This window comes from Albidovulum sp., from assembly GCF_008933605.1.
Lineage (GTDB): Bacteria > Pseudomonadota > Alphaproteobacteria > Rhodobacterales > Rhodobacteraceae > Albidovulum.
In genome coordinates, this window is the sequence record NZ_WBUS01000032.1 from 1 (window position 1) to 20,749 (window position 20,749).

The 20,749-nt window shown below is 67.6% G+C and carries 23 protein-coding genes; 14 read left to right on the forward strand and 9 right to left on the reverse strand.

What is annotated here, in order from left to right; genetic code table 11:
• The coding region (locus F9K34_RS06585) for a glycosyltransferase family 4 protein (RefSeq protein WP_291336114.1) at positions 1 to 1,002 on the forward strand (1,002 nt) is incomplete at its 5' end.
• 3 nt (positions 1,003 to 1,005) lie between these two features.
• On the opposite strand, the gene F9K34_RS06590 is transcribed toward F9K34_RS06585, so the two are convergent.
• A complete protein-coding gene (locus tag F9K34_RS06590; protein ID WP_291336115.1) occupies positions 1,006 to 1,959 on the reverse strand; it encodes a DUF808 domain-containing protein in 954 nt (317 codons plus the stop codon).
• A 256-nt stretch (positions 1,960 to 2,215) separates the two neighbouring features.
• Between F9K34_RS06590 and gap (F9K34_RS06595) the strand changes: the two genes are divergently transcribed.
• The 4 genes from gap (F9K34_RS06595) to F9K34_RS06610 all read left to right on the forward strand — a co-directional run bounded on the left by gap (F9K34_RS06595) (position 2,216) and on the right by F9K34_RS06610 (position 4,764).
• A complete protein-coding gene (gene gap / locus F9K34_RS06595; RefSeq protein WP_291336116.1) occupies positions 2,216 to 3,220 on the forward strand; it encodes a type I glyceraldehyde-3-phosphate dehydrogenase in 1,005 nt (334 codons plus the stop codon).
• Positions 3,221 to 3,250: 30 nt separating this feature from the next.
• Positions 3,251 to 3,394: a hypothetical protein gene (locus F9K34_RS06600; RefSeq protein ID WP_291336117.1), complete on the forward strand. Its 144-nt coding sequence runs from the start codon at positions 3,251 to 3,253 to the stop codon at positions 3,392 to 3,394.
• 82 nt (positions 3,395 to 3,476) lie between these two features.
• Positions 3,477 to 4,478 carry a type I glyceraldehyde-3-phosphate dehydrogenase gene (gene gap / locus F9K34_RS06605; protein ID WP_291336118.1) on the forward strand — a complete coding sequence of 334 codons (1,002 nt, stop codon included), beginning with the start codon at positions 3,477 to 3,479 and terminating at the stop codon, positions 4,476 to 4,478.
• 124 nt (positions 4,479 to 4,602) lie between these two features.
• Positions 4,603 to 4,764: a hypothetical protein gene (locus F9K34_RS06610; RefSeq protein WP_291336119.1), complete on the forward strand. Its 162-nt coding sequence runs from the start codon at positions 4,603 to 4,605 to the stop codon at positions 4,762 to 4,764.
• A 7-nt stretch (positions 4,765 to 4,771) separates the two neighbouring features.
• Here F9K34_RS06610 and coaD read toward each other — a convergent pair whose 3' ends face one another.
• The 3 genes from coaD to F9K34_RS06625 all read right to left on the reverse strand — a co-directional run bounded on the left by coaD (position 4,772) and on the right by F9K34_RS06625 (position 6,747).
• Entirely contained in the window at positions 4,772 to 5,266 is a 495-nt protein-coding gene (gene coaD, locus F9K34_RS06615) for a pantetheine-phosphate adenylyltransferase (protein ID WP_291336120.1), read from the reverse strand.
• A 92-nt stretch (positions 5,267 to 5,358) separates the two neighbouring features.
• Complete coding sequence (locus F9K34_RS06620) at positions 5,359 to 5,793, reverse strand: CBS domain-containing protein (protein WP_291336121.1); 435 nt, start codon at positions 5,791 to 5,793, stop codon at positions 5,359 to 5,361.
• Positions 5,794 to 5,853: 60 nt separating this feature from the next.
• Positions 5,854 to 6,747 (reverse strand): LysR family transcriptional regulator, encoded by an 894-nt coding sequence (locus F9K34_RS06625; protein WP_291336122.1) that lies wholly within the window; start codon positions 6,745 to 6,747, stop codon positions 5,854 to 5,856.
• Between the two features lie 102 nt (positions 6,748 to 6,849).
• Between F9K34_RS06625 and F9K34_RS06630 the strand changes: the two genes are divergently transcribed.
• Complete coding sequence (locus F9K34_RS06630) at positions 6,850 to 8,349, forward strand: CoA-acylating methylmalonate-semialdehyde dehydrogenase (protein WP_291336123.1); 1,500 nt, start codon at positions 6,850 to 6,852, stop codon at positions 8,347 to 8,349.
• A gap of 71 nt (positions 8,350 to 8,420) precedes the next feature.
• Here the strand turns inward: F9K34_RS06630 and F9K34_RS06635 are convergent, their stop codons facing one another.
• Together F9K34_RS06635 and F9K34_RS06640 are read right to left on the reverse strand one after the other, a co-directional pair.
• Positions 8,421 to 9,026 carry a hypothetical protein gene (locus F9K34_RS06635; protein ID WP_291336124.1) on the reverse strand — a complete coding sequence of 202 codons (606 nt, stop codon included), beginning with the start codon at positions 9,024 to 9,026 and terminating at the stop codon, positions 8,421 to 8,423.
• A 186-nt stretch (positions 9,027 to 9,212) separates the two neighbouring features.
• Entirely contained in the window at positions 9,213 to 9,830 is a 618-nt protein-coding gene (locus tag F9K34_RS06640) for a VPLPA-CTERM sorting domain-containing protein (RefSeq protein WP_291336125.1), read from the reverse strand.
• A 388-nt stretch (positions 9,831 to 10,218) separates the two neighbouring features.
• Between F9K34_RS06640 and F9K34_RS06645 the strand changes: the two genes are divergently transcribed.
• From F9K34_RS06645 to F9K34_RS06675, 7 genes are all read left to right on the forward strand, one after another.
• Positions 10,219 to 11,364 (forward strand): acyl-CoA dehydrogenase family protein, encoded by a 1,146-nt coding sequence (locus F9K34_RS06645; protein ID WP_291336126.1) that lies wholly within the window; start codon positions 10,219 to 10,221, stop codon positions 11,362 to 11,364.
• Positions 11,364 to 12,410, forward strand: coding sequence for an enoyl-CoA hydratase/isomerase family protein (locus F9K34_RS06650; RefSeq protein WP_291336127.1), 1,047 nt, complete (start codon positions 11,364 to 11,366; stop codon positions 12,408 to 12,410). Before F9K34_RS06645 ends, F9K34_RS06650 begins: the two co-directional genes overlap by 1 nt.
• On the forward strand, positions 12,407 to 13,279 hold the full coding sequence (mmsB, locus tag F9K34_RS06655) for a 3-hydroxyisobutyrate dehydrogenase (protein WP_291336128.1): 873 nt from the start codon (positions 12,407 to 12,409) through the stop codon (positions 13,277 to 13,279). The genes F9K34_RS06650 and mmsB overlap by 4 nt, the downstream gene beginning before the upstream one ends.
• Before the next feature lie 76 nt (positions 13,280 to 13,355).
• Positions 13,356 to 13,748 carry an excinuclease ABC subunit A gene (locus F9K34_RS06660; RefSeq protein WP_291336129.1) on the forward strand — a complete coding sequence of 131 codons (393 nt, stop codon included), beginning with the start codon at positions 13,356 to 13,358 and terminating at the stop codon, positions 13,746 to 13,748.
• A 38-nt stretch (positions 13,749 to 13,786) separates the two neighbouring features.
• Positions 13,787 to 14,443, forward strand: a complete 657-nt coding sequence (locus tag F9K34_RS06665) for a Crp/Fnr family transcriptional regulator (RefSeq protein ID WP_291336130.1) — start codon at positions 13,787 to 13,789, stop codon at positions 14,441 to 14,443.
• Positions 14,444 to 14,577: 134 nt separating this feature from the next.
• Positions 14,578 to 14,784 carry a YgaP family membrane protein gene (locus F9K34_RS06670; RefSeq protein WP_291336131.1) on the forward strand — a complete coding sequence of 69 codons (207 nt, stop codon included), beginning with the start codon at positions 14,578 to 14,580 and terminating at the stop codon, positions 14,782 to 14,784.
• A gap of 64 nt (positions 14,785 to 14,848) precedes the next feature.
• On the forward strand, positions 14,849 to 15,157 hold the full coding sequence (locus F9K34_RS06675) for a hypothetical protein (RefSeq protein ID WP_291336132.1): 309 nt from the start codon (positions 14,849 to 14,851) through the stop codon (positions 15,155 to 15,157).
• Between the two features lie 3 nt (positions 15,158 to 15,160).
• Here the strand turns inward: F9K34_RS06675 and uvrA are convergent, their stop codons facing one another.
• Positions 15,161 to 18,019 carry an excinuclease ABC subunit UvrA gene (gene uvrA / locus F9K34_RS06680; protein WP_291336133.1) on the reverse strand — a complete coding sequence of 953 codons (2,859 nt, stop codon included), beginning with the start codon at positions 18,017 to 18,019 and terminating at the stop codon, positions 15,161 to 15,163.
• A 256-nt stretch (positions 18,020 to 18,275) separates the two neighbouring features.
• On the opposite strand from uvrA, the gene F9K34_RS06685 reads away from it, so the two are divergent.
• Positions 18,276 to 18,629, forward strand: a complete 354-nt coding sequence (locus F9K34_RS06685; protein WP_291336134.1) for a rhodanese-like domain-containing protein — start codon at positions 18,276 to 18,278, stop codon at positions 18,627 to 18,629.
• 36 nt (positions 18,630 to 18,665) lie between these two features.
• Here the strand turns inward: F9K34_RS06685 and lpdA are convergent, their stop codons facing one another.
• Positions 18,666 to 20,063: a dihydrolipoyl dehydrogenase gene (gene lpdA / locus F9K34_RS06690; protein ID WP_291336135.1), complete on the reverse strand. Its 1,398-nt coding sequence runs from the start codon at positions 20,061 to 20,063 to the stop codon at positions 18,666 to 18,668.
• Positions 20,064 to 20,138: 75 nt separating this feature from the next.
• Positions 20,139 to 20,726 carry a DUF924 family protein gene (locus F9K34_RS06695; protein ID WP_291336136.1) on the reverse strand — a complete coding sequence of 196 codons (588 nt, stop codon included), beginning with the start codon at positions 20,724 to 20,726 and terminating at the stop codon, positions 20,139 to 20,141.
• Between the last annotated feature and the right edge of the window lie 23 nt (positions 20,727 to 20,749).

The window sequence follows — 20,749 nt, forward strand, 5'->3', positions numbered from 1 at the left end:
GGCGCGAGCCGCTCGATGGCCGAGGCCGCGTCCGGTACCGGCGCGCGCGGGTCGGGCGACATGCTGGCCCTCTCCCGGGCGGCAGCGAGGCTTGGCGCGGACCTCCTCTTCTGGCCGGCGAGCTATTCCTTCTACCCGGTCCTGTCGCGCGTGCCGAAGCTCGTCTGCATCCACGACACGATCCCCGAACGCTTTCCGGACCTGATCTTTCCCACCCGCCGCAACTTCCGGCTCTGGCAGGCGAAGAGCTGGCTCGCCCGGGCGCAGGCGCGGCGCATCCTCACGGTCTCGGAGGCTTCCGCCCGCGACATCGCCGCCATGCTCCACGTCGCCCGCGAACGGATCGACGTGACGACCGAGGGCGCCGACGCGACCTTCCGGCCCGTCAGCGAAGCCGCGCGCCTCGCCCGCGCCCGCGAACGGCTCGGGATCGCGCCGGAGGACCGCGTGCTGACCTATGTCGGCGGCTTCAACCGCCACAAGAACGTGCTGCGCCTGATCGAGGCGATGCCGTCGATCCTGGGCCCCTGCCCCGAGGCCCGGCTCGTCATCGTCGGCCGCACGACCGGCGCGCGGTTCTGGGACAACATCGACGACCTCAAGGCCGGCGCGACGAGGGACGCGCGCGCGTCCGACCGGATCACCTTCACCGGCGAGATCGCCGATGCCGAGATGGCGGAGCTTCTCGCGACCTCCGAGGCGCTCGTCTTTCCCTCGCTCTGGGAGGGCTTCGGCCTTCCGGCGGTCGAGGCGATGTACTGCGGCACGCCCGTCCTCGCCTCCGACCGCGGCTCCCTGCCCGAGGTCGTTGGCGGTGCGGGGCTCTTCTTCGACCCCGAGCGGACGGACGACCTCGCCGCCGCGGCGATCCGGCTCCTCACCGAGCCGGGCCTGCGCGCCTTCCTCGGCCGGGCCGCCGAAGAGCGCGCAGTACGCTTCACCTGGGAGCGAAGCGCGGAGCTGACGGAACAATCCTTCCTCAGGACGCTCGGCCGCGCCTGACGCTCAGTGCGAGGCGCCGAAGAGCGGCGCGATGACGCGGGTGGCAACCGGAACGAGGGCCATGCCGAGCAGGAGGCCGAAGAGACCGTCGAGCACCGCGGTCACGAGCCAGTCAAGGAAGCCGGCAAGACCGCCCCCGACCCTGTGGGCCACAGCCTCGGCGAGGTGATGGATCTGGTCGTAGAGCCAGGGCCAGCCCAGAACGTCCATCCCGTGGATGATGATCGACCCGCCCACCCAGAGCATGGCGAGCGTGCCCACCGTGGACAGGAGCGCCATGAGCTTCGGCATCCCCTTCACGAGCCCGGTGCCGACCGCGCGGCCAAAGCCCGTCCGCGCCGTGGCCGCGGTATAGAGCCCGATGTCGTCCATCTTCACGATCAGGGCCACCGCGCCATAGACCGCCACCGTGATGCCGACGCCGACGACTGCGAGCGTCAGCGCCTCCATCCACCAGCTTCCGCCCGGAATGGCCGCGAGCGCGATGGTCATGATCTCCGCCGAGAGAATGAAATCTGTCTTGATCGCGCCGCGCACCCGCTCTTCCTCCAGGTGCGCGGGATCCCTCACGTCGAGATCGGCCTCGACCTCGGCATCGGCGTGCGGGAAGAGCTTGTGGAAGACCTTTTCCGCCCCCTCGAAGCAGAGATAGGCGCCGCCGATCATCAGCAGCGGGGTCACGAGCCAGGGCGCGAAAGCGTTGAGCAGCAGCGCCGCCGGCAGGAGGATCACCAACTTGTTGAAGAGCGAGCCCTTGGTGATCTTCCAGATGATCGGCAGTTCCCGCCTGGCTTCGAAGCCGTGGACGTATTTCGGCGTCACCGCCGCATCGTCGATGACGACGCCCGCGGCCTTGGACCCCGCCTTCGCGGCCATTCCCGCCACGTCGTCCACGCTCGCCGCCGCGACCTTGGCAATGGCCGCCACGTCGTCGAGTAGTGCGAGAAGTCCGCTCATCCGCCCGTCCCGTCCGCCCGTCCCGTCCGCCTGTCCCGCGCGTCGTGCCGATGTAACCCCCAGACGGGCGCGCCGGTTTCCGCCACAGTTGCGTCGTCTTCGCCGGATTGTGAAGCCTGTTTTCGCTAACACCGCTCCGTTTCCGCTAACATATTGAAAGAGCGGGTTTTCCTGCGTTTCCTCCTTTGCTATGGCGAAAGCAGACTCGCGCACCGGCCCGCGCAGGCGGCGTGGACCCGACACAGGAGAGCAGGACATGACCGTCACCATCGGCATTAACGGTTTCGGCCGCATCGGACGCTGCACCCTTGCCCATATCGCCGAGGCGGCGCGCAACGACGTGCAGGTCGTCAGGATCAACGCCACCGGGCCGATCGAGACCAATGCGCACCTCCTGAAGTACGACAGCGTCCATGGCCGCTTCGGCGGTCCGGTGAAGGTCGCCGGCAACACGCTCGACCTCGGCCGCGGGCCGATCGAGGTGATGTCCACCTATAACCCCGAGGAACTGGACTGGGAGGGCGTGGACGTGGTGCTGGAATGCACCGGCAAGTTCAACGACCGCGCCAAGGCGGCGGTCCACCTTTCGCGCGGCGCCAAGCGGGTGCTCGTCTCCGCCCCGGCAAAGAATGCCGACAAGACGGTGGTCTACGGCGTCAACCACCGCGAGCTGAAGGCGGACGACCTCGTCGTCTCGAACGGCTCCTGCACGACGAACTGCCTCGCGCCGCTCGCCAAGGTGCTGAACGACAAGATCGGCATCGAATCGGGGATCATGACGACGATCCACTCCTACACCGGCGACCAGCCGACGCTCGACCGCCGCCACAAGGATCTCTACCGCGCCCGCGCCGCGGCGATGGCAATGATCCCCACCTCGACGGGGGCCGCGAAGGCGCTGGGCGAGGTCCTGCCCGAACTTGCGGGCCGGCTCGACGGCACGGCGATCAGGGTGCCGACGCCGAACGTCTCCGCGGTGGACCTGACCTTCGTCGCTTCCCGCGACGTGACGGTGGCCGACGTGAACGAAGTCGTAAGGGAAGCCGCCGCAGGCTACATGGGCATGGTCATGGCCTATGACCCCGAACCCAAAGTGTCGATCGACTTCAACCATACGCCCTATTCCTCTATCTTCGCGCCCGACCAGACCAAGGTGGTGGGCAAGCGCACGGTTCGCGTGCTCGCCTGGTACGACAACGAATGGGGCTTCTCCTGCCGGATGGCCGACGTGGCCGGTGCGATGGGGCGGCTCCTGCAATAGGAGCCCCGGGGGGCGCCCGCGCCCCCGCCCATGAGCACCCGGATCGCGCTCTCCCTCGCCGTCCTGATCGCGGTGTTTATCGTCGTCGATGCGCTGTGGCTGCACCTCGGCGCGCCGCTCTTCCTTGCCCGCAAGTTCGCCGATTTCGTCGAATGGCTCGCCTTCTGGCGTTGAGGCCGCTACTCTGCCGTTGACGTCGCACCGGTTTTCTGGTGTTAGCGCTAACGAAAACTGCAGCCCGCACGGGAGGATGGCGATGACAGTCAAGGTGGCGATCAACGGGTTCGGGCGGATCGGGCGGAACGTGCTCCGCGCGATCGTGGAAAGCGGTCGGCGCGACATCGAGGTCGTGGCGATCAACGACCTCGGCCCGGTGGAGACGAACGCGCATCTTCTGCGTTTCGACAGCGTCCACGGCCGCTTCCCCGCCGAGGTCACGACGACGGAGACGACGATCGACGTGGGCCGGGGCCCGATCGACGTCACGGCGATCCGCAATCCCGCCGAGCTGCCCTGGGCCCACATCGACGTGGTGATGGAATGCACCGGCATCTTCACCGACCGCGACAAGGCCGCGGTGCATCTGGAGAACGGCGCCTCCCGCGTCCTCGTCTCGGCACCGTCGAAGGGCGCGGACAAGACCATCGTCTTCGGCGTCAACCACGAGAGACTGACGAAGGACGACCTCGTCGTCTCCAACGCCTCCTGCACCACGAACTGCCTCTCGCCCGTCGCCGCCGTCCTCCACGCGGCGGTGGGGATCACGCGCGGCTTCATGACCACGATCCACAGCTACACCGGCGACCAGCCGACGCTCGACACGATGCACAAGGACCTCTACCGCGCCCGCGCGGCGGCACTTTCCATGATCCCGACCTCCACCGGTGCGGCGAAGGCCGTCGGCCTCGTCCTGCCCGAACTGAACGGCCGGCTCGACGGCGTCGCGATCCGCGTGCCGACGCCCAATGTCTCGGTGGTGGACCTGGTGTTCGAAGCCGCGCGCGAGACCTCGGTGGAAGAGATCAACGGCGCCATCCGGGCCGCCGCCCAAGGCCACCTGAGGGGCATCCTCGGCTTCACCGAACGGCCCAACGTCTCGTCGGACTTCAACCACGACCCGCATTCGAGCGTGTTCCACATGGACCAGACCAAGGTCATGGACGGGCGCATGGTCCGCATCCTGTCCTGGTACGACAACGAGTGGGGCTTCTCCAACCGCATGGCCGATACCGCGGTGGCGATGGGAAAGCTGATCTAGACGCCTGCGGCCGCCATGCGCCCGACGCAAGGCGGCATTCCCGGAACGGCGATTGTTAGCGCTATCTCGATGACCATATACCTCCCGACGGCGGCAAGAGGCCGCCACGCGAAGGGAGCCGAAAATGGCCATAATCGAGAAACTCCGGACCGCCGCGCGGAAGCGCCGGGCCTATATCCGCACCCGCGACGAGATCGCCCGCCTCAGCCGGAGCGAGGCGCTCGATCTCGGCATCTACCCCGAGGACGCCGCCCGCATCGCCCATAAGGCGGTCTACGGCGAGTAAGGCCCGCTCAGCGCGCGAAACGGGCGGTGAGCGCGCGGTTGACGGCGGGCGTCACGAACTTCGACGTGTCCCCGCCCAGACGGGCGATCTCCTTGACGAGTTTCGAGGCGATTGCCTGGCGGCGCGCATCGGCCATGAGAAAGACCGTCTCGACGCTGTCGTCCATCGCCCGGTTCATGCCGACCATCTGGAATTCGTACTCGAAGTCCGCGACCGCCCTGAGCCCGCGGATGATCACCCGCGCACCGACATCGCGGGCGCAGTCGATGAGCAGGTTCTCGAACGGGTGAACGACAATCTCGCCGCCGGTGGCCTGCGCGATCGCCCGGCACTCTTCTTCGACCATCGCCACCCGCTCTTCCAGCGTGAAGAGCGGACCCTTGTCCCGGTTGATCGCGACGCCGATCACCAGCCGGTCGACGAGGATCATGGCGCGCTTGATGATGTCGGCGTGGCCGAGCGTGATCGGGTCGAAGGTTCCGGGATATAGACCTACGCGCATGACCTGCCTGTCCCCTTTCGGTTCGCGCCTTCACGCAACAGTAGCGCGCGGCCGAAAGCAATGAGTTTCGCCGCAATGCGGCGCGAAGGGTGTCAGTTGCCCATGATCATGCCGGCCAGGGCATCCTTCTCCATGGCCAGTTCCGCGATCCGCGCGGCCACGACGTCGCCGATGGAGATGATCCCCACCATCTCGGCACCATCCATCACCGGCATGTGACGGAACCTCCCGGCCGTCATCTTCTCCAGCACCGCGTCGGCGCTGTCGGCCGGAGCGCAGGAAATCAGGTTCCGCGTCATCAGCGCATCCACCTTCTCGTCGAGGCAGACCGATCCGCGGCGGCCGAGGTCGCGCACGATGTCGCGTTCCGAAAGGATGCCGAGCGGGGCCTTGCCGTCGGCCGACACCACCACCGCACCGATCCGCCGCTCGGCCAGAAGGCGGGCCGCATCGGCAACGCGCGTGCCCGGCGTTACGGTGATCACCGCGCCCTTCGGCTTGGACCGGAGAATCTGGTGTACCTGCATGTCGTCCTCCCTTGCGATGCGGCCCCTTGGCGCAAACGTCCCCCCGGAAGCCCTGTTCTGTCAAGCACTTGCTTCGAGCCGTGCAAGTTCCCGACGGACGCCCAGGGCAAGGAGTTCGGCGAAGCGGTTCAGACGTTCCACCCGCCGGTCGTCGGCATGGCGGATCAGGTAGAAGCTGCGCGACAACGACAGGGCCTCGGGCAGCACCCGGACGAGATCGGGCGCGGCGGGAAGCGAGAAGTCATGGACGATGGCAACCCCCGCCCCGGCCCTGAGCCAGTTGAACTGGACCGAAACCGAGTTGGAGGCAAGCGTCACGAGTTCAATGCCGGTTTCGGCGAGGTAGTCGAGTTCCTTGTCGAAGATGAGGTCCGGGATGTAGCCGATCATCCGGTGGCCCTTCAGGTCGGCGAGGGTTCGGATCGGCGGATGCCGGTCGAGATAGCTGCGCGCGGCGGCGAGGTGAAGGCGGTAGTCGGTGAGCCGCTGCGCCGTCAGTCTCCCGGCCGCCGGGCGGCTGACGGCGATGGCCATGTCGGCCTCGCGCTTCGACAGGTTGAAAACCCTCGGCAGGGCGATGATCTGGACTTCCAGCCACGGATTCTCGTCGCAGATCCGTGCCGTCACCTGCGGCAGCAGGAAATTCGCCACGCCATCCGGTGCGCCGATCCGGATCTGCCCGGAAAGCTGGCCGGGCGCGCCCCGCACCTCCTCGCTCGCCGCGGCGACGGCCTGTTCCGCCCGGATCGCGTGGACGAGGAGCCGCTGCCCCTCCTCGGTCAGCGCATAGCCCTGTGGCGAGCGCGCGAAGAGCCGCGTCGCCATCGCCTCCTCCAGCCGCGCCACGCGCCGGCCGACCGTGGCCGGGTTGAGCTTCAGGACCTTGCCGGCGGCCGAGAGGCTTTCGGCGCGCGCCACGGCAAGGAAAATGCGCAGATCGTCCCAGTCCGTCATCGCCCGTCCCTTTGCAGAACTGCAAAACGCCTTTGGGAAACTGCCTCTTTCCCCGGCAATTTTGCAAGCCTATCCTGCACGGGAATTTTTCCGGAGGACCCCATGAAGGAACTGACGCACTGGATCAACGGCCGCCACGTGAAGGGCACCTCGGGCCGCTTCGCCGATGTCATGAACCCCGCGACGGGCGAGGTTCAGGCCAGGGCGCCGCTCGCCACGGTGGCCGAGCTTGACGCCGCGGTCGCCGAGGCCGCGAAGGCGCAGATCGCCTGGGGTGCGACGAACCCCCAGCGTCGCGCGCGCGTGATGATGAAGTTCGCCGATCTCATCAACCAGAACATGGACAAGCTCGCCGAATGCGTCAGCCGGGAGCATGGCAAGACCCTGCCCGACGCGCGGGGCGACGTCCAGCGCGGGCTCGAGGTCGTCGAGGTCTGCATGGGCGCGCCGCACCTGCTGAAGGGCGAGTACGTCAACGACGGCGGACCCGGCATTGACCTCTATTCGATGCGCCAGCCCCTCGGCGTCGTCGCCGGCATCACGCCCTTCAACTTCCCGGCGATGATCCCGCTCTGGAAACTGGCGCCGGCGCTTTCCGCCGGCAACGCGATGATCCTCAAGCCGTCCGAGCGCTGCCCCTCGACCTCGCTGATGCTGGCGGAACTCCTGAAGGAAGCGGGCCTGCCCGACGGTGTCCTCCAGGTCGTCAACGGCGACAAGGAAGCGGTGGACGCGATCCTCGACAACGAGACGGTCCAGGCGGTGGGCTTCGTCGGCTCCACCCCGATCGCGCAATACATCTACGGCCGCGCCGCCACCAACGGCAAGCGCGCCCAGTGCTTCGGTGGCGCCAAGAACCACATGATCATCATGCCCGACGCCGACCTCGACAAGGCGGCCGACGCGCTGGTGGGCGCCGGCTTCGGCGCGGCGGGCGAGCGCTGCATGGCGATCTCGGTCGCGGTGCCGGTCGGCCAGAAAACGGCCGACGCGCTGATCGAACGGCTGGTGCCCCGGATCGAGAAGCTGAAGGTCGGTCCCTACACGGCCGGTGCCGACGTGGACTACGGCCCGCTCATCACCAAGCAGGCGATGGAGCGGGTGAAGGGCCTGATCACCTCGGGCGTGGAACAGGGCGCGACACTCGTCACCGACGGGCGCGACTTCCGGCTCCAGGGCTACGAGAACGGCTATTTCGTCGGCCCGACGCTCTTCGACAACGTCACGCCGGAGATGGATATCTACAAGCAGGAGATCTTCGGCCCCGTGCTCAGCCAGGTCCGCGCCGGTTCCTACGACGAGGCGCTGAAGCTGACGATGGACAATCCCTATGGCAACGGGACCTCGATCTTCACCGCCGACGGCGACACCGCGCGCGACTTCGCGTCCCGCGTGAACGTCGGCATGGTCGGGATCAACTTCCCGATCCCGGTGCCGCTGTCGTACTTCACCTTCGGCGGCTGGAAGAAGTCGGCCTTCGGCGACCTCAACCAGTACGGGCCCGATGCCTTCCGCTTCTACACCAAGACCAAGACCGTGACCGCGCGCTGGTTCTCCGGCATCAAGGAAGGCGGCGAGTTCCACTTCAAGGCGATGGACTGACATCGTCTGAGCGAAACGAAACGGGGAGGGCATCGCCCTCCCCTTTTTTTCGTCGCGAGTGTGGAATGCGCTCAGGCGGCGCGACGGCGCCGGGCGACAAGACCCGCCCCGGCCAGCGCCGCGATCAGCGCCAGGCCGGAGGCCGGCAGCGGCACCGGCGTCGCGACCAGTGTCGCCGTCGCCTGGATCGTGGTGCCATTGGCCTGGCCCTGGCCGAGGCCGAGGAGGCCGTAGCTGTAGTTCGCGTTGCCGAGCACGATCGACAGCACCCCGCCATTGCCGAAGTTCAGCAGGATCGGCGCGCCCCAGGCGAGCGAGGCATACTGGATGAGGCCGCCATGGCCGGTGGTCGAGCCCGTGGCAGAGCCGCTGGCACCGATGCCCGCGAAGGTGAAATCCGCGACGAGCGAACTCGTCCGCGTGTTGTTTCCGTTGACCCGACGCTCATTCGCCCAGATGTCGAAAAGATCGAAGGTCACGCTCTGGCCCACGGTGTCGAGCTGGAAGCTGACCGATCCCGACTGGGTGGAGGTCGCCATCACAAGGCCCGGCTCGCTGAACGAAGACCCGCTGAGCGAGAAGATGCCGTTGTACGTGGCGGCTAGCGCCGCCGATGACCCGGCGCCGGCGAATGTAATCGCCAATGCTGCCGATTTCAGGACCCTCACGATACGCATTCTGTCACCGATTCCCGCGCCACCCGGCGCACCCTTCCCGAGGACACTGCACCCGCCCTGCGGCAGCATTGCGAGCGGAGTGGGGAGAGATTGTGGCGCCGGCCCGGACGACAGGCACGGCTGGGGGCAGGCCGGAATCGAAAACGGCGGGCATTGCCCGCCGTTCCGCATCGCTTGTCCCGAGGATCAGGCCTTGCGGCGGCGCCGCAGAAGTCCCATCGCGGCAAGGCCGCCCATCAGGAGGACACCGGCCGCAGGCACCGGAACCGGCGCCGGCGTGTCGTTCACGAAGGACTCGGAGCCGCCACCAGTGAAGCCCTGAACGTGGATGCCGATCCGCATGGAGCCGGACTGGTCGCCGCCGAGGTTCAGCGCCGCGAGCACGTCGCTGTAGGTCGCGCCGGTCACCAGCGACCAGACGATCGTCAGCCATTCGCCGGGGTTCACGCCGCTGGGCTGAACCGGCGGGTTGCTGTCGGCCGAGGCGCCCGAGGGGCTGACCGTGAAGCCGATCGTGTTGCCGCCCGGCAGGTTGCCCGGGCTGGCGAGTTGCGAATAGGACACGCCGGACGAGCCGGTGATCGACCCCATGCTGCCCAGAACCCCCGCCTGGTCGTCCCAGTAGACGTCGGTGATCGACGAAGCGAGCGGGCCCGAGTTGTTGAAGGTGAACGACACCGTGCCCGAGCCGCTGTCGATCACATCGACCGAAAGCTGATTCTGGCCCGTCGCCGTGTTCGTCGCGCTGTTGTTTGTGACACCCACGAAGCTGTAGGTCGCCGCCTGCGCGGCAGAAACAGCCATCGTTACCGCCACAGCGGCCGCGGCAGCGAAAGATCTCATGTACATCAAAACCACTCCACCCAGACCCCTTGTAGGTCTTGCCACATTCCTACCACATTCCGGCGGGCGGATGCCAGAGGTCTTCGACCGCCGGATCGCTTTCAACCTATTGGCGAAGATGGCATAATGTTCCGCGAACATTTTTCGATCTTGACCGCATTCGGCCCGGATTGTGGCAACAATCGGGCGCTCCGCGGCGGCGGAATGGTCCCTGTCCCGGGCGCGTCGATTCGTCCGGGCGGCGGCCAGGCCGCCACAAAAAGCAGCTCGGACCGGCTTGCAAAACTCCTGCAACAGTTGGAATTTAACGTGCGTTCAATTCGGAACCGTGCCGTGGATGGGAGGACAGATGGACTTCGCCCTGAGTGAGGAGCAGCACGCCGTCTTCGACATGGCCCATGCCTTCGGGCAGGAACACATCGCGCCCTTCGCGCGCGACTGGGAGCGGCAGGGCACGATCCCGAAGACGCTCTGGCCGCGGGTCGCCGAGCTCGGTCTCGGCGGCATCTATGTCGGCGAGGCGTACGGCGGCTCGGGCCTCACCCGGCTCGACGCGACGCTCGTCTTCGAGGCGCTCGCCATGGCCTGCCCCGCGGTCGGCTCGTTTCTCTCCATCCACAACATGTGCGGCGGCATGATCGACCGCTTCGGCTCCGCCGAGACGAAGGCGCGCTGGCTTCCGGCGCTCTGCACCATGGAGAAGGTCTTCGCCTACTGCCTGACCGAACCTGGGTCGGGGTCGGACGCCGCGGCGCTCAGGACCCGGGCGGAGCGGACGAACGAGGGCTGGAAGCTCAACGGCACCAAGGCCTTCATCTCGGGCGGCGGCTATTCGGATGTCTACGTGACGATGGTGAGGACCGGCGCGGACGGCCCCAAGGGCATATCGACCGTCATCGTCGAGGATGGCACCCCCGGTCTCTCCTTCGGCGGGCTGGAAGACAAGATGGGCTGGCGCGCGCAGCCCACGGCGCAGGTGCAGTTCGACGATTGCGTGGTCCCGGCAGGAAACCTTCTCGGCGAGGAGGGCAAGGGCTTTTCCTACGCCATGGCCGGGCTTGACGGCGGGCGGCTGAACATCGCCGCCTCCGCCCTTGGCGGCGCGCAGGCGGCGCTGGACGCGACGCTCGCCTATATGGGCGAGCGCAAGGCCTTCGGCAAGACGCTCGACCATTTCCAGGCGCTGCAGTTCAGGCTGGCGGAGCTGGAGGTGAAGCTGCAATCGGCGCGCATCTTCCTCAGGCAGGCGGCGTGGAAACTCGACACGAAGGCGCCCGACGCGACGAAGTTCTGCGCCATGGCCAAGCTTCTTGTCACCGACAACGCCTTCGACGTCGCCAACCAGTGCCTGCAACTGCACGGCGGGTACGGCTACCTGGCCGATTACGGGGTGGAAAAGATCGTGCGCGACCTGCGCGTCCACCAGATCCTCGAAGGCACGAACGAGATCATGCGGCTGATCGTGGCCCGCGCGCTCCTGGCCGAGAGGGGCTGATGGCCGATATCCTGATCCGGAAGGAGGGCGGCGCCGGGCGGATCACGCTGAACCGGCCGAAGGCGCTCAACGCGCTGACCTACGAGATGTGCCTGGCGATCGACCGCGCGCTGATCGGCTGGGCGCAGGACGACGCGGTCGGGCTGGTCCTGATCGACGCCGCGGGCGATCGCGCCTTCTCGGCCGGCGGCGATATTGCCGAGATGTACGCGACCGGCCGGAAGGGCGACTACGGCTATGGCCGCCGCTTCTGGCGCGACGAATACCGGATGAACGCACGGATCGCGGATTATGGAAAGCCCGTCGTCAGCTTCCTGCAGGGCTTCACCATGGGCGGCGGCGTCGGCGTCGGCTGTCACGCGAGCCACCGGATCGTGGGCGAGACGGCGCAGATCGCCATGCCGGAATGCGGCATCGGCCTCGTGCCCGATGTCGGCGGCAGCTTCCTCCTCGCCGGCGCGCCGGGGCATCTCGGCGAATACCTCGGCACCACGGGCGCCCGGATGGGACCGGCCGACGCGATCCTCGCGGGCTTCGCCGACCATTTCGTGCCGGAGGCGGACTGGGCGGGGCTGAAGGCGCGGCTGGTCGGGACCGGCGATGCGGCGGCGGTCGCCGGCTGCGTCCGCAAGGCGCCCGCCGGAGAGCTTGGCAGGCTGCGCCCCGAGATCGACGCCCATTTCGGCGCGACGACGCTTGCCGAAACCGTCCGGTCGCTGGGAACCGCGGACACGCCCTTCGCCGCCGCCACGCTCAGGGCCCTCGGTCGCGCCGCGCCGCTGTCGGCCGCCTGCGCCGTCGAGATGGTCCGCCGCCTGCGCGGCCATGCCACCCTGCGCGCGGCGCTGGCGCTGGAGTACCGTTTCACCTGGCGGGCGATGGAGCACGCGGATTTCCTCGAAGGCATCCGCGCCGCGATCATCGACAAGGACCGCACCCCGCGCTGGCGTCATGCGGGGCCCGGGGCGGTCGCGGCGGAAGAGGTGGACAAGATGCTCGCGCCGCTCGGACAGGACGAACTGACATTCGCGGAGGACAGACCATGAAGATCGGATTCATCGGCCTTGGCAACATGGGCGCGCCGATGGCGCGGAACCTCGCGGCGGCGGGGCATGACGTGACCGGCTATGACACCGCCGCACCGATGCCCGACGGTGTCCACGCCGCGATCAGTGCGGCGGGCGCGGCGAAGGGCGCCGAGGTCGTCATCACCATGCTGCCGAACGGGACGATCCTGCGGACGGTCGCGGCCGAGGTCATCCCGGCGATGGCAAAGGGCGCGGTCCTATGCGACTGCTCGACGGTCGATGTCGAAAGCGCCCGCGCGGTCGCCGACGAGGCGGCGAAGGCGGGGGTGCATTCCCTCGACGCGCCGGTCTCGGGCGGCGTCGGCGGCGCGTCGGCCGGCACGCTGACCTTCATGGCGGGCGGCTCGGAGCAGGCCTTCGCCACCGTCAAGCCGCTCTTCGACGTCATGGGCCAGAAAGCCGTGCATTGCGGCGCCTCTGGCGCCGGGCAGGCCGCGAAGATCTGCAACAACATGATCCTCGGCGTGACGATGATCGCCACCTGCGAGGCCTTCGCGCTTGCCGACAAGCTCGGCCTCGACCGGCAGAAGATGTTCGACGTCGTCTCTACCTCCTCGGGCTACAGCTGGACCATGAACGCCTACTGCCCCGCTCCGGGCGTCGGGCCGAAGTCACCGGCCGACAACGGCTACAAGCCGGGATTCGCGGCCGAACTGATGCTGAAGGACCTGCGGCTGTCGCAGCAGGCCGCAGAGGCCGCGGACGCGGACACGCCGATGGGCCAGCTCGCGACACTTCTCTACGAGGCCTTCGTGGAGAGCGAGGGCGGCCGCGGCAAGGACTTCTCGGCGATGCTGCCCAGGTTCGAGAAACGCCATCGCGGCTAGGATCCGCCGATCACGCAGGTTTGGGGAACATCGGCTGCCGCAATCCGTTAGGTAGGCAGCGACGAAGGAGATCACGATGATACCCAAAGACCGCATCAAGCTTATCCAGGGCAAGGGCTCCAACCGCCTGCTCCTGCCCGCCTTGCTCGCCGCCATCGTCGCCGGCAGCGCGCCCGCCGAGGCCGGCGGCGGCTTCTGCCCGCCGGGGCTGGCCAAGAAGTCGCCGGCCTGCGTGCCACCCGGCCAGGCAAAGAAGTACCGCGATGAATCGCATGAGCGCATCCGGCGCGGCGACAGCCTCTACGACTACGACCACTACCACCTGATCCGCTATCCCGACCGTTACGGGCTTGACCCCTTGCGACCGGGTGAACGTTACTACGTCGTGGACGGGCAGATTCTGCGCGTCAACCGGGAAACCTACGAAGTGCTGGACGTCATCCGGGCGGTTTCGGCGCTTCTCGACTGAAGGACGCCGCCCCTGCCCCCCATGCCGGAACAAGCGCCATGACCGGCTGGGTCGAAGCGGCAGCCGGACTCGACCGGATCGAGGATGCGGCCCGGCGCCGACTCGACCGGCTGGCGCCGGTGACACTGGACCGTGGCACCGCGCTCTTTCATCCCGGCGAGGCGGCCAAGGGCTTCGTCGTCGTGCTCGCGGGGCGGATCGAGGTCTTCCTCACGGGACCCTCGGGGCGCGACATCCTCCTCTATTCCGTCGAGGCGGGCGGCTCCTGCGTGCAGACCACGCTCGGGCTTCTCGGCGGCGAGGACTATTCGGGCGAGGCGGTGGCGGCGACCGAGGTCCGCGCCGTCCTCATCCCGCGTGCCGATTTCCTCGCCCTGATGGACACCTCGCCCGCCTTCCGGGGCTTCGTCTTCACGGCCTTCGCCCAGCGGATGCAGGGGATGCTGCACCTCCTGGAACGGGTAGCCTTCCAGCGCGTCGAAAGCCGGCTCGCGGCCGCCTTGCTCGACCGCGCAGAGGCGGGCGAGGTCCGCGCCACGCATCAGGAGCTTGCCACCGCCATCGGCTCGGCGCGCGAGGTCGTGTCGCGCCGCCTCGACGCCTTCGCGCGCTCCGGCCTCGTCGCGACGGAGCGCGGCAGCGTGATCCTCCGCGACCCCGGGGGCCTCGCCCGGCTCGCGGCGGTCCAGGACTGAGGTCCGGCCCCGCGCCCGACCGAGGTCCGAAGGGGCGGATGTCTGTGACAAGGTCACAGACAGGGCGCGGGCAGCCGGGCATGATCCGCCCATGACCCTCCGGACCCGTCGGAGGGCGGGAAACGGAGAGACCCATGTTCAAGACCAATGTCGGCGGCATCGACCGGGTGCTGCGCATCGTCCTCGGCCTCGCGCTTCTGGCCGGCTTCTTCCTGAACGCCGACGCCACCTACCGCTGGGCCTACCTCATCGGCATCGTGCCGCTCATCACCGGCCTCATGGGCAGCTGCCCCGCCTATGCGCTCTTCGGGCTGAACACCTGCCCGATGAAGAAGAGCTGACGGTTTCCGGCGGCGGAACCTTCTGCCAATCTGGACATTCGTATGAGTGTGGCCGGAGGTCCCGATGCAGAGACTGCTTGCCAGCCTGACCCTGATCGCCGCGACGGCGGCTCCGGCGACGGCGCAGAATTGCCGCGTCGACGTGCGGTCGGGCAAGTGCATCTTCGTGCCCGCGGGCCAGCAGACGCCGCCCGACTTCGCCGTCGGCGACAGCTTTCCGGTCTACGACCACAGCATGATCCTCAACATCGACCGCTACGACCTGCCGCCGGTCGACGGGGCCTGGCGCTACTACAAGTCCGGCCCCGACATCTACAAGGTGGAGACGGGCACGTACCGCGTGCTCGCCATCCTGCGCCACGCGGGTCGCTGAGCGCTATTCGGCGGCCACGCGGCGCGGCTTCAGCATCTGCCGGAGATAGCGCCCGGTATGGCTGCGCTCGATCCGCGCCACCTCTTCCGGTGTGCCGACCGCGACGATCTCGCCGCCGCCGTCGCCTCCCTCGGGGCCGATGTCGATGATCCAGTCGGCGGTCTTGATCACGTCGAGGTTGTGCTCGATGACCACGACGGAGTTGCCCTGCTCCACAAGTTCGTGCAGCACTTCCAGCAGTTTTCGAACATCCTCGAAGTGCAGACCCGTCGTCGGCTCGTCCAGAATGTACAAAGTCCGACCTGTGGACCTGCGGCTGAGTTCCTTCGACAGTTTCACCCGCTGCGCCTCGCCGCCCGAGAGCGTGGTCGCCTGCTGGCCCACCTTGATGTAGCCGAGCCCGACCTTCATCAGCGCGTCCATCTTCTCGCGGATCGCCGGGACAGCGGCGAAGAAGGACTGCGCGTCCTCGACCGTCATCTCCAGCACATCGGCGATCGACTTGCCCTTGAAGCGGATCTCCAGCGTCTCGCGGTTGTAGCGGTGGCCCTTGCAGGTCTCGCAGGTGACATAGACGTCGGGCAGGAAGTGCATCTCGATCTTGATGACGCCGTCGCCCTGGCAGGCCTCGCATCGGCCGCCCTTGACGTTGAACGAGAACCGCCCCGGCTGGTAGCCGCGCGCCTTCGCCTCCGGCAGGCCCGCGAACCAGTCGCGGATCGGCGTGAAGGCGCCGGTATAGGTCGCGGGGTTGCTGCGTGGCGTCCGCCCTATCGGGCGCTGGTCGATGTCGATGACCTTGTCGAGATGCTCGAAGCCCTTGATCGTCTCGCAGGGCGCCGGCGTCTCGCGCGCGCCGTTCAGCCGCATCGCGGCGTTCTTGTAGAGCGTCTCGATGGTCAGCGTCGACTTGCCGCCGCCCGAGACGCCCGTCACGCAGACGAACCTGCCGAGCGGGAACTCCGCCGTCATCTCCTTGAGGTTGTTGCCCGTGGCCTTGACCACGGTCAGCTTCTTGCCGTTCCCGTCGCGCCGGAACCTCGGCACCGCGATCTCGCGCGCGCCTGACAGATACTGACCGGTGAGCGAGGCGGCATCGGCGGCGATCTCCTCGGGCGTGCCTCGGGCGATGACCTGCCCGCCATGGACCCCGGCGCCGGGCCCGATGTCGAGCACATAGTCCGCCGCACGGACCGCCTCCTCGTCGTGTTCGACCACGAGGACCGTGTTGCCCTGGTCCCGGAGCGACTTCAGCGTGCCGAGAAGCCGGTCGTTGTCGCGCTGGTGGAGGCCGATGGACGGCTCGTCGAGGACATAGAGCACCCCCGTCAGGCCCGAGCCGATCTGGCTCGCCAGCCGGATCCGCTGACTCTCGCCGCCCGAAAGCGTGCCGGCATTCCGGCTGAGCGTCAGGTAGTCGAGCCCGACGTTGTTCAGGAATCCCAGCCGCTCGCGGATTTCCTTGAGGATCAGCCGGGCGATCTCGTTCTTCTGATTGGTAAGCCGTTCCGGCACGGTGTCGATCCAGCCATGGGCCTCCTTGATCGACATCTGGACGACCTCGCCGACATGGAGCCCGGCGATCTTCACCGCGAGCGCCTCGGGGCGCAGACGGTGCCCGCCGCAGGCATGGCAGGGGCGGTTGTTCTGGTAGCGCTCGAACTCCTCGCGCACCCAGGCGCTGTCGGTCTCGCGGTAGCGCCGCTCCATGTTCGGGATCACGCCCTCGAAGGTCCGCGACACCTCGTAGACGCGGCCGCCCTCGTCGAAGCGGAACCGGATCTCCTCCTCGCCCGAGCCGTAGAGGAAGAGGTTCTGCACCTTCTCCGACAGGTCCCTCCAGGGCTTCCTCGCGTCGAAGCCGTAGTGCTTGGCGAGTGCGTCGATGGTCTGGAGGAAATAGGGCGACTTCGACTTGTTCCAGGGCGCGAGCGCCCCGTCCTTCAACTTCAGCGTGACGTCGGGCACCACCAAGCGCTCGTCGAAGAACAGTTCCACACCGAGCCCGTCACAGGCCGGACAGGCGCCGAAGGGCGCGTTGAAGGAAAAGAGCCGCGGCTCGATCTCGGGAATGGTGAAGCCCGAGACCGGGCAGGCGAAGTTCTCCGAAAACGTGATCCGCTCCGGCTCGCCCTCCGCGGGCGCCGTCTCGAGAATCGCGATCCCGTCGGCGAGGTTCAGCGCGGTGCGGAAACTGTCGGCGAGCCGCGTCTCCAGCCCCTCGCGCACGACGATGCGGTCCACCACCACGTCAATGTCGTGGCGGAACTTCTTGTCGAGAGTCGGCGGGTCCTCGAGCTCATGGAAGGCGCCGTCCACCTTCACCCGCTGGAAGCCCTGCTTCCGGAGCTCCAGGAACTCCTTGCGGTACTCGCCCTTACGGTCGCGGACGATGGGGGCCAGAAGGTAGCCGCGCGTGCCCTCGGGCATCGCCATCACCGCGTCCACCATGTCCTGCACCTGCATCGCCTCGATCGGCTTGCCGGTCGCGGGGCTGTAGGGCGTGCCCACGCGCGCGAAGAGAAGCCGCAGGTAGTCGTAGATCTCCGTCACCGTGCCGACGGTCGAACGCGGGTTCTTCGAGGTCGTCTTCTGTTCGATGGAAATGGCCGGCGAGAGCCCCGAGATGTGGTCGACATCGGGCTTGCCCATCATGTCGAGGAACTGGCGGGCGTAGGCCGACAAGCTCTCGACATAGCGTCGCTGGCCCTCGGCATAGATCGTGTCGAAGGCGAGCGAGGACTTGCCCGAGCCCGAAAGCCCGGTGATCACCGTCAGCTTGTCGCGCGGGATGTCGACGTCAATGGACTTGAGGTTGTGCTCGCGCGCGCCCCTCACCTCGATAAATTTCTGCTCGGCCATGCCTGCCCCCGCGTCCAGCGGTTAACAGATAGTGCATGAGGGATGAGTCTCCAACCCGAAAGTGAGAACATAAGCGGAACCTTTCCGCCGGGGCTCGGCGCGCCACCACAGGTGCCGCGCAGAGGGCGCCTGCCGCAGCCGCGTGGCAGATCGGCAATGCATTCACTTTGTTGAATGTAAAATCGCGTTGCCCCCTTGATGCCGGGGAAGAGCGGCGCCAGATGAGGGCGAACCCGCCGACGAGAGGCCGATTCCGATGCTGAACTTCTTCAAATCCGCCCCGCGCCTGACCGCCGCCGAGGCCGTGTCCCGAGCCGGGGCCGGAAAGCTCACGCTCATCGACGTGCGCGAGCCGGGCGAGCTTGCCGCCACGGGGCGCGCGCAGGGCGCGCTCCACGTGCCGCTGATGGTGCTGCGCATGAAATGCGACCCCGCGAGCCCGGAATGCCTGCCGGAACTTTCCACCGACAAGCCGGTGGCGGTCTATTGCGCCTCGGGTGGTCGCAGCCAGATGGCCGCGCAGGTCCTGACCTCGCTCGGCTACCGCGAGGTGCACAACATCGGCGGCCTCTTCGACTGGCAGGCAGCAGGCGGCGCGATCAGCCGCTGAGCCGCCCCCGGGGGGGGCAGCGACGCTGCCGCCCGCTCAGATGTGAAGCGCGCGGCCGTAGGCGTCGAGCACCGCCTCGTGCATCATCTCGCTCAGCGTCGGGTGCGGGAAGACCGTCTCCATCAGCTCGGCCTCGGTCGTCTCCAGCGTGCGTCCGACCACATAGCCCTGGATCAGTTCGGTCACCTCGGCGCCGACCATGTGGGCGCCGAGAAGCTCGCCCGTCTTGGCGTCGAACACCGTCTTGACCATCCCGTCGGGCTCGCCGAGCGCGATCGCCTTGCCGTTGCCGATGAAGGGGAAGCGGCCGACCTTCACCTGATACCCCGCCTCCTTCGCCTTCGCCTCCGTCAGGCCGACCGAGGCCACCTGCGGATGGCAGTAGGTGCAGCCGGCGATTGAGTTGGGCTTGATCGGATGCGGATGGCCGCCGGCGATCAGCTCGGCCACCATGACGCCCTCGTGGCTCGCCTTGTGGGCAAGCCAGGGCGCGCCCGCCACGTCGCCGATGGCATAGAGCCCCTCGACGCCGGTACGGCAATACTCGTCGGTCACCGCATGGGTGCGGTCGACCTTCACGCCGAGTGCCTCCAGCCCGAGCCCCTCGACGTTCCCGACGATGCCTACGGCGGAGATGACGGTGTCGAAATCCTGCGTCTCGGTCTTGCCGTCCCGCTCGATATGGGCGGTCACGCCCGTGCCGGGCTTGCGGTCGAGCTTCTTGACCATGGCCTTTTCCATGATCTTCATGCCCTGCTTCACGAACTGCTTCTTGGCGAAGGCCGAGATTTCGGCGTCCTCGACCGGCAGGACGCGGTCCATGACCTCGACCACCGTGGTATCGGCGCCGAGCGTGTTGAAGAAGCTCGCGAACTCGATGCCGATGGCGCCCGAGCCGATGACCAGGAGCTTCTTCGGCATCCGCTTCGGTTGCAGGGCGTGCTTGTAGGTCCAGACGAGGTCGCCGTCGGCCTCGAGCCCGGGGAGTTCGCGCGCCCGCGCGCCGGTGGCGAGCACGATGGCCTTGGCTGTCAGTTCCTCGGTCCCCTTGTCGGTCTTGACCGAAACCACGCCCTTCTTCGGCAGCACCGCCTCGCCCATGAAGACGGTGACCTTGTTCTTCTTCATCAGGTGGCCGATCCCGCCCGAAAGCTGCTTGGCCACCCCGCGCGACCGCTGGACGACGGCCGCGAGGTCAAAGCCGATGCCATCGGCCTTCAGCCCGAAGTCCTTGGCGCGGTGCATCAGGTGGAAGACTTCGGCCGACCGCAGCAGGGCCTTGGTCGGGATGCAGCCCCAGTTGAGACAGATGCCGCCAAGATGCTCGCGTTCGACGATGGCGACGTTCAGCCCCAGTTGCGCACCCCGGATCGCGGCGACATAGCCGCCGGGGCCGGCGCCGATCACGATCATGTCGAAAGCCTTCGCGGCCATGCCCTTCCTCCATCTCAAAATGTAGTTTAATATTAAACTATTTTTCCGCGCCGCGCAATCCGCCTTGGCGCACGACTACCGCGAGCCGCTATCCACCTGAAGTTGCTGGACGATCTGCCCGTACCCGCCCGAATCGAGGAAGACCTGCTCGTCCGCCGTGTTGCGGCGGCCGAGCGCTGCGTTGCGGAAGGGGAAGCGACCGAAGCGACGGATGATCTCGGCATGGGCGCGGGCGTGCAGGTGGTATCCGGCACCATGCCCCGGCATCCGCTCTGCCATGAGCCGGATCGCAAGCTCCTGGTCGCCCATGTCCTCGGAATGCTCGAAGGGCATGTAGAAGAAGACCCGCTCCGGCTCCTTCACGGCCAGGTCCCAGCCGTGCTCCAGCGCCACGCGCGCTCCGGCCCGGGCGCGGGCGTCGGTGGCGAAGGCGCGGGGATCGCCGCGGAAGAGGTTGCGCGGGAACTGGTCGGTGAGGACGAGGTAGGCGAGCGCTCCGCGCGGCCCGTTCAGCCAGAACTCCCGCTCGCCGCGGTCGGCGGCCTCCCAGGCCGGCAGGAAGCGGTCGCGTATCTCGGCGTCGGTCGTGTCGTCGGCGGCATACCAGCCGCCCTCGCCGACATCATGCAACCAGAATGCGAGGATGGCTTCGGGCTCGGACATCGTCTCCTCCCTGCTTGTCACCA

Bases quoted from the DNA above. Each gene is read 5' to 3' on its own strand.
- F9K34_RS06660 (WP_291336129.1), top strand. From the start codon at position 13,356: ATGATACCCAAAGACCGCATCAAGCTTATCCAGGGCAAGGGCTCCAAC.
- uvrA (WP_291336133.1), bottom strand. From the start codon at position 18,019: ATGGCCGAGCAGAAATTTATCGAGGTGAGGGGCGCGCGCGAGCACAAC.
- F9K34_RS06590 (WP_291336115.1), bottom strand. From the start codon at position 1,959: ATGAGCGGACTTCTCGCACTACTCGACGACGTGGCGGCCATTGCCAAG.
- mmsB (WP_291336128.1), top strand. From the start codon at position 12,407: ATGAAGATCGGATTCATCGGCCTTGGCAACATGGGCGCGCCGATGGCG.
- F9K34_RS06670 (WP_291336131.1), top strand. From the start codon at position 14,578: ATGTTCAAGACCAATGTCGGCGGCATCGACCGGGTGCTGCGCATCGTC.
- F9K34_RS06635 (WP_291336124.1), bottom strand. From the start codon at position 9,026: ATGCGTATCGTGAGGGTCCTGAAATCGGCAGCATTGGCGATTACATTC.
- F9K34_RS06625 (WP_291336122.1), bottom strand. From the start codon at position 6,747: ATGACGGACTGGGACGATCTGCGCATTTTCCTTGCCGTGGCGCGCGCC.
- F9K34_RS06665 (WP_291336130.1), top strand. From the start codon at position 13,787: ATGACCGGCTGGGTCGAAGCGGCAGCCGGACTCGACCGGATCGAGGAT.
- gap (WP_291336116.1), top strand. From the start codon at position 2,216: ATGACCGTCACCATCGGCATTAACGGTTTCGGCCGCATCGGACGCTGC.
- F9K34_RS06630 (WP_291336123.1), top strand. From the start codon at position 6,850: ATGAAGGAACTGACGCACTGGATCAACGGCCGCCACGTGAAGGGCACC.
- lpdA (WP_291336135.1), bottom strand. From the start codon at position 20,063: ATGGCCGCGAAGGCTTTCGACATGATCGTGATCGGCGCCGGCCCCGGC.
- F9K34_RS06600 (WP_291336117.1), top strand. From the start codon at position 3,251: ATGAGCACCCGGATCGCGCTCTCCCTCGCCGTCCTGATCGCGGTGTTT.
- F9K34_RS06695 (WP_291336136.1), bottom strand. From the start codon at position 20,726: ATGTCCGAGCCCGAAGCCATCCTCGCATTCTGGTTGCATGATGTCGGC.
- F9K34_RS06645 (WP_291336126.1), top strand. From the start codon at position 10,219: ATGGACTTCGCCCTGAGTGAGGAGCAGCACGCCGTCTTCGACATGGCC.
- F9K34_RS06620 (WP_291336121.1), bottom strand. From the start codon at position 5,793: ATGCAGGTACACCAGATTCTCCGGTCCAAGCCGAAGGGCGCGGTGATC.
- gap (WP_291336118.1), top strand. From the start codon at position 3,477: ATGACAGTCAAGGTGGCGATCAACGGGTTCGGGCGGATCGGGCGGAAC.
- F9K34_RS06640 (WP_291336125.1), bottom strand. From the start codon at position 9,830: ATGGCTGTTTCTGCCGCGCAGGCGGCGACCTACAGCTTCGTGGGTGTC.
- F9K34_RS06685 (WP_291336134.1), top strand. From the start codon at position 18,276: ATGCTGAACTTCTTCAAATCCGCCCCGCGCCTGACCGCCGCCGAGGCC.
- F9K34_RS06610 (WP_291336119.1), top strand. From the start codon at position 4,603: ATGGCCATAATCGAGAAACTCCGGACCGCCGCGCGGAAGCGCCGGGCC.
- F9K34_RS06675 (WP_291336132.1), top strand. From the start codon at position 14,849: ATGCAGAGACTGCTTGCCAGCCTGACCCTGATCGCCGCGACGGCGGCT.
- coaD (WP_291336120.1), bottom strand. From the start codon at position 5,266: ATGCGCGTAGGTCTATATCCCGGAACCTTCGACCCGATCACGCTCGGC.
- F9K34_RS06650 (WP_291336127.1), top strand. From the start codon at position 11,364: ATGGCCGATATCCTGATCCGGAAGGAGGGCGGCGCCGGGCGGATCACG.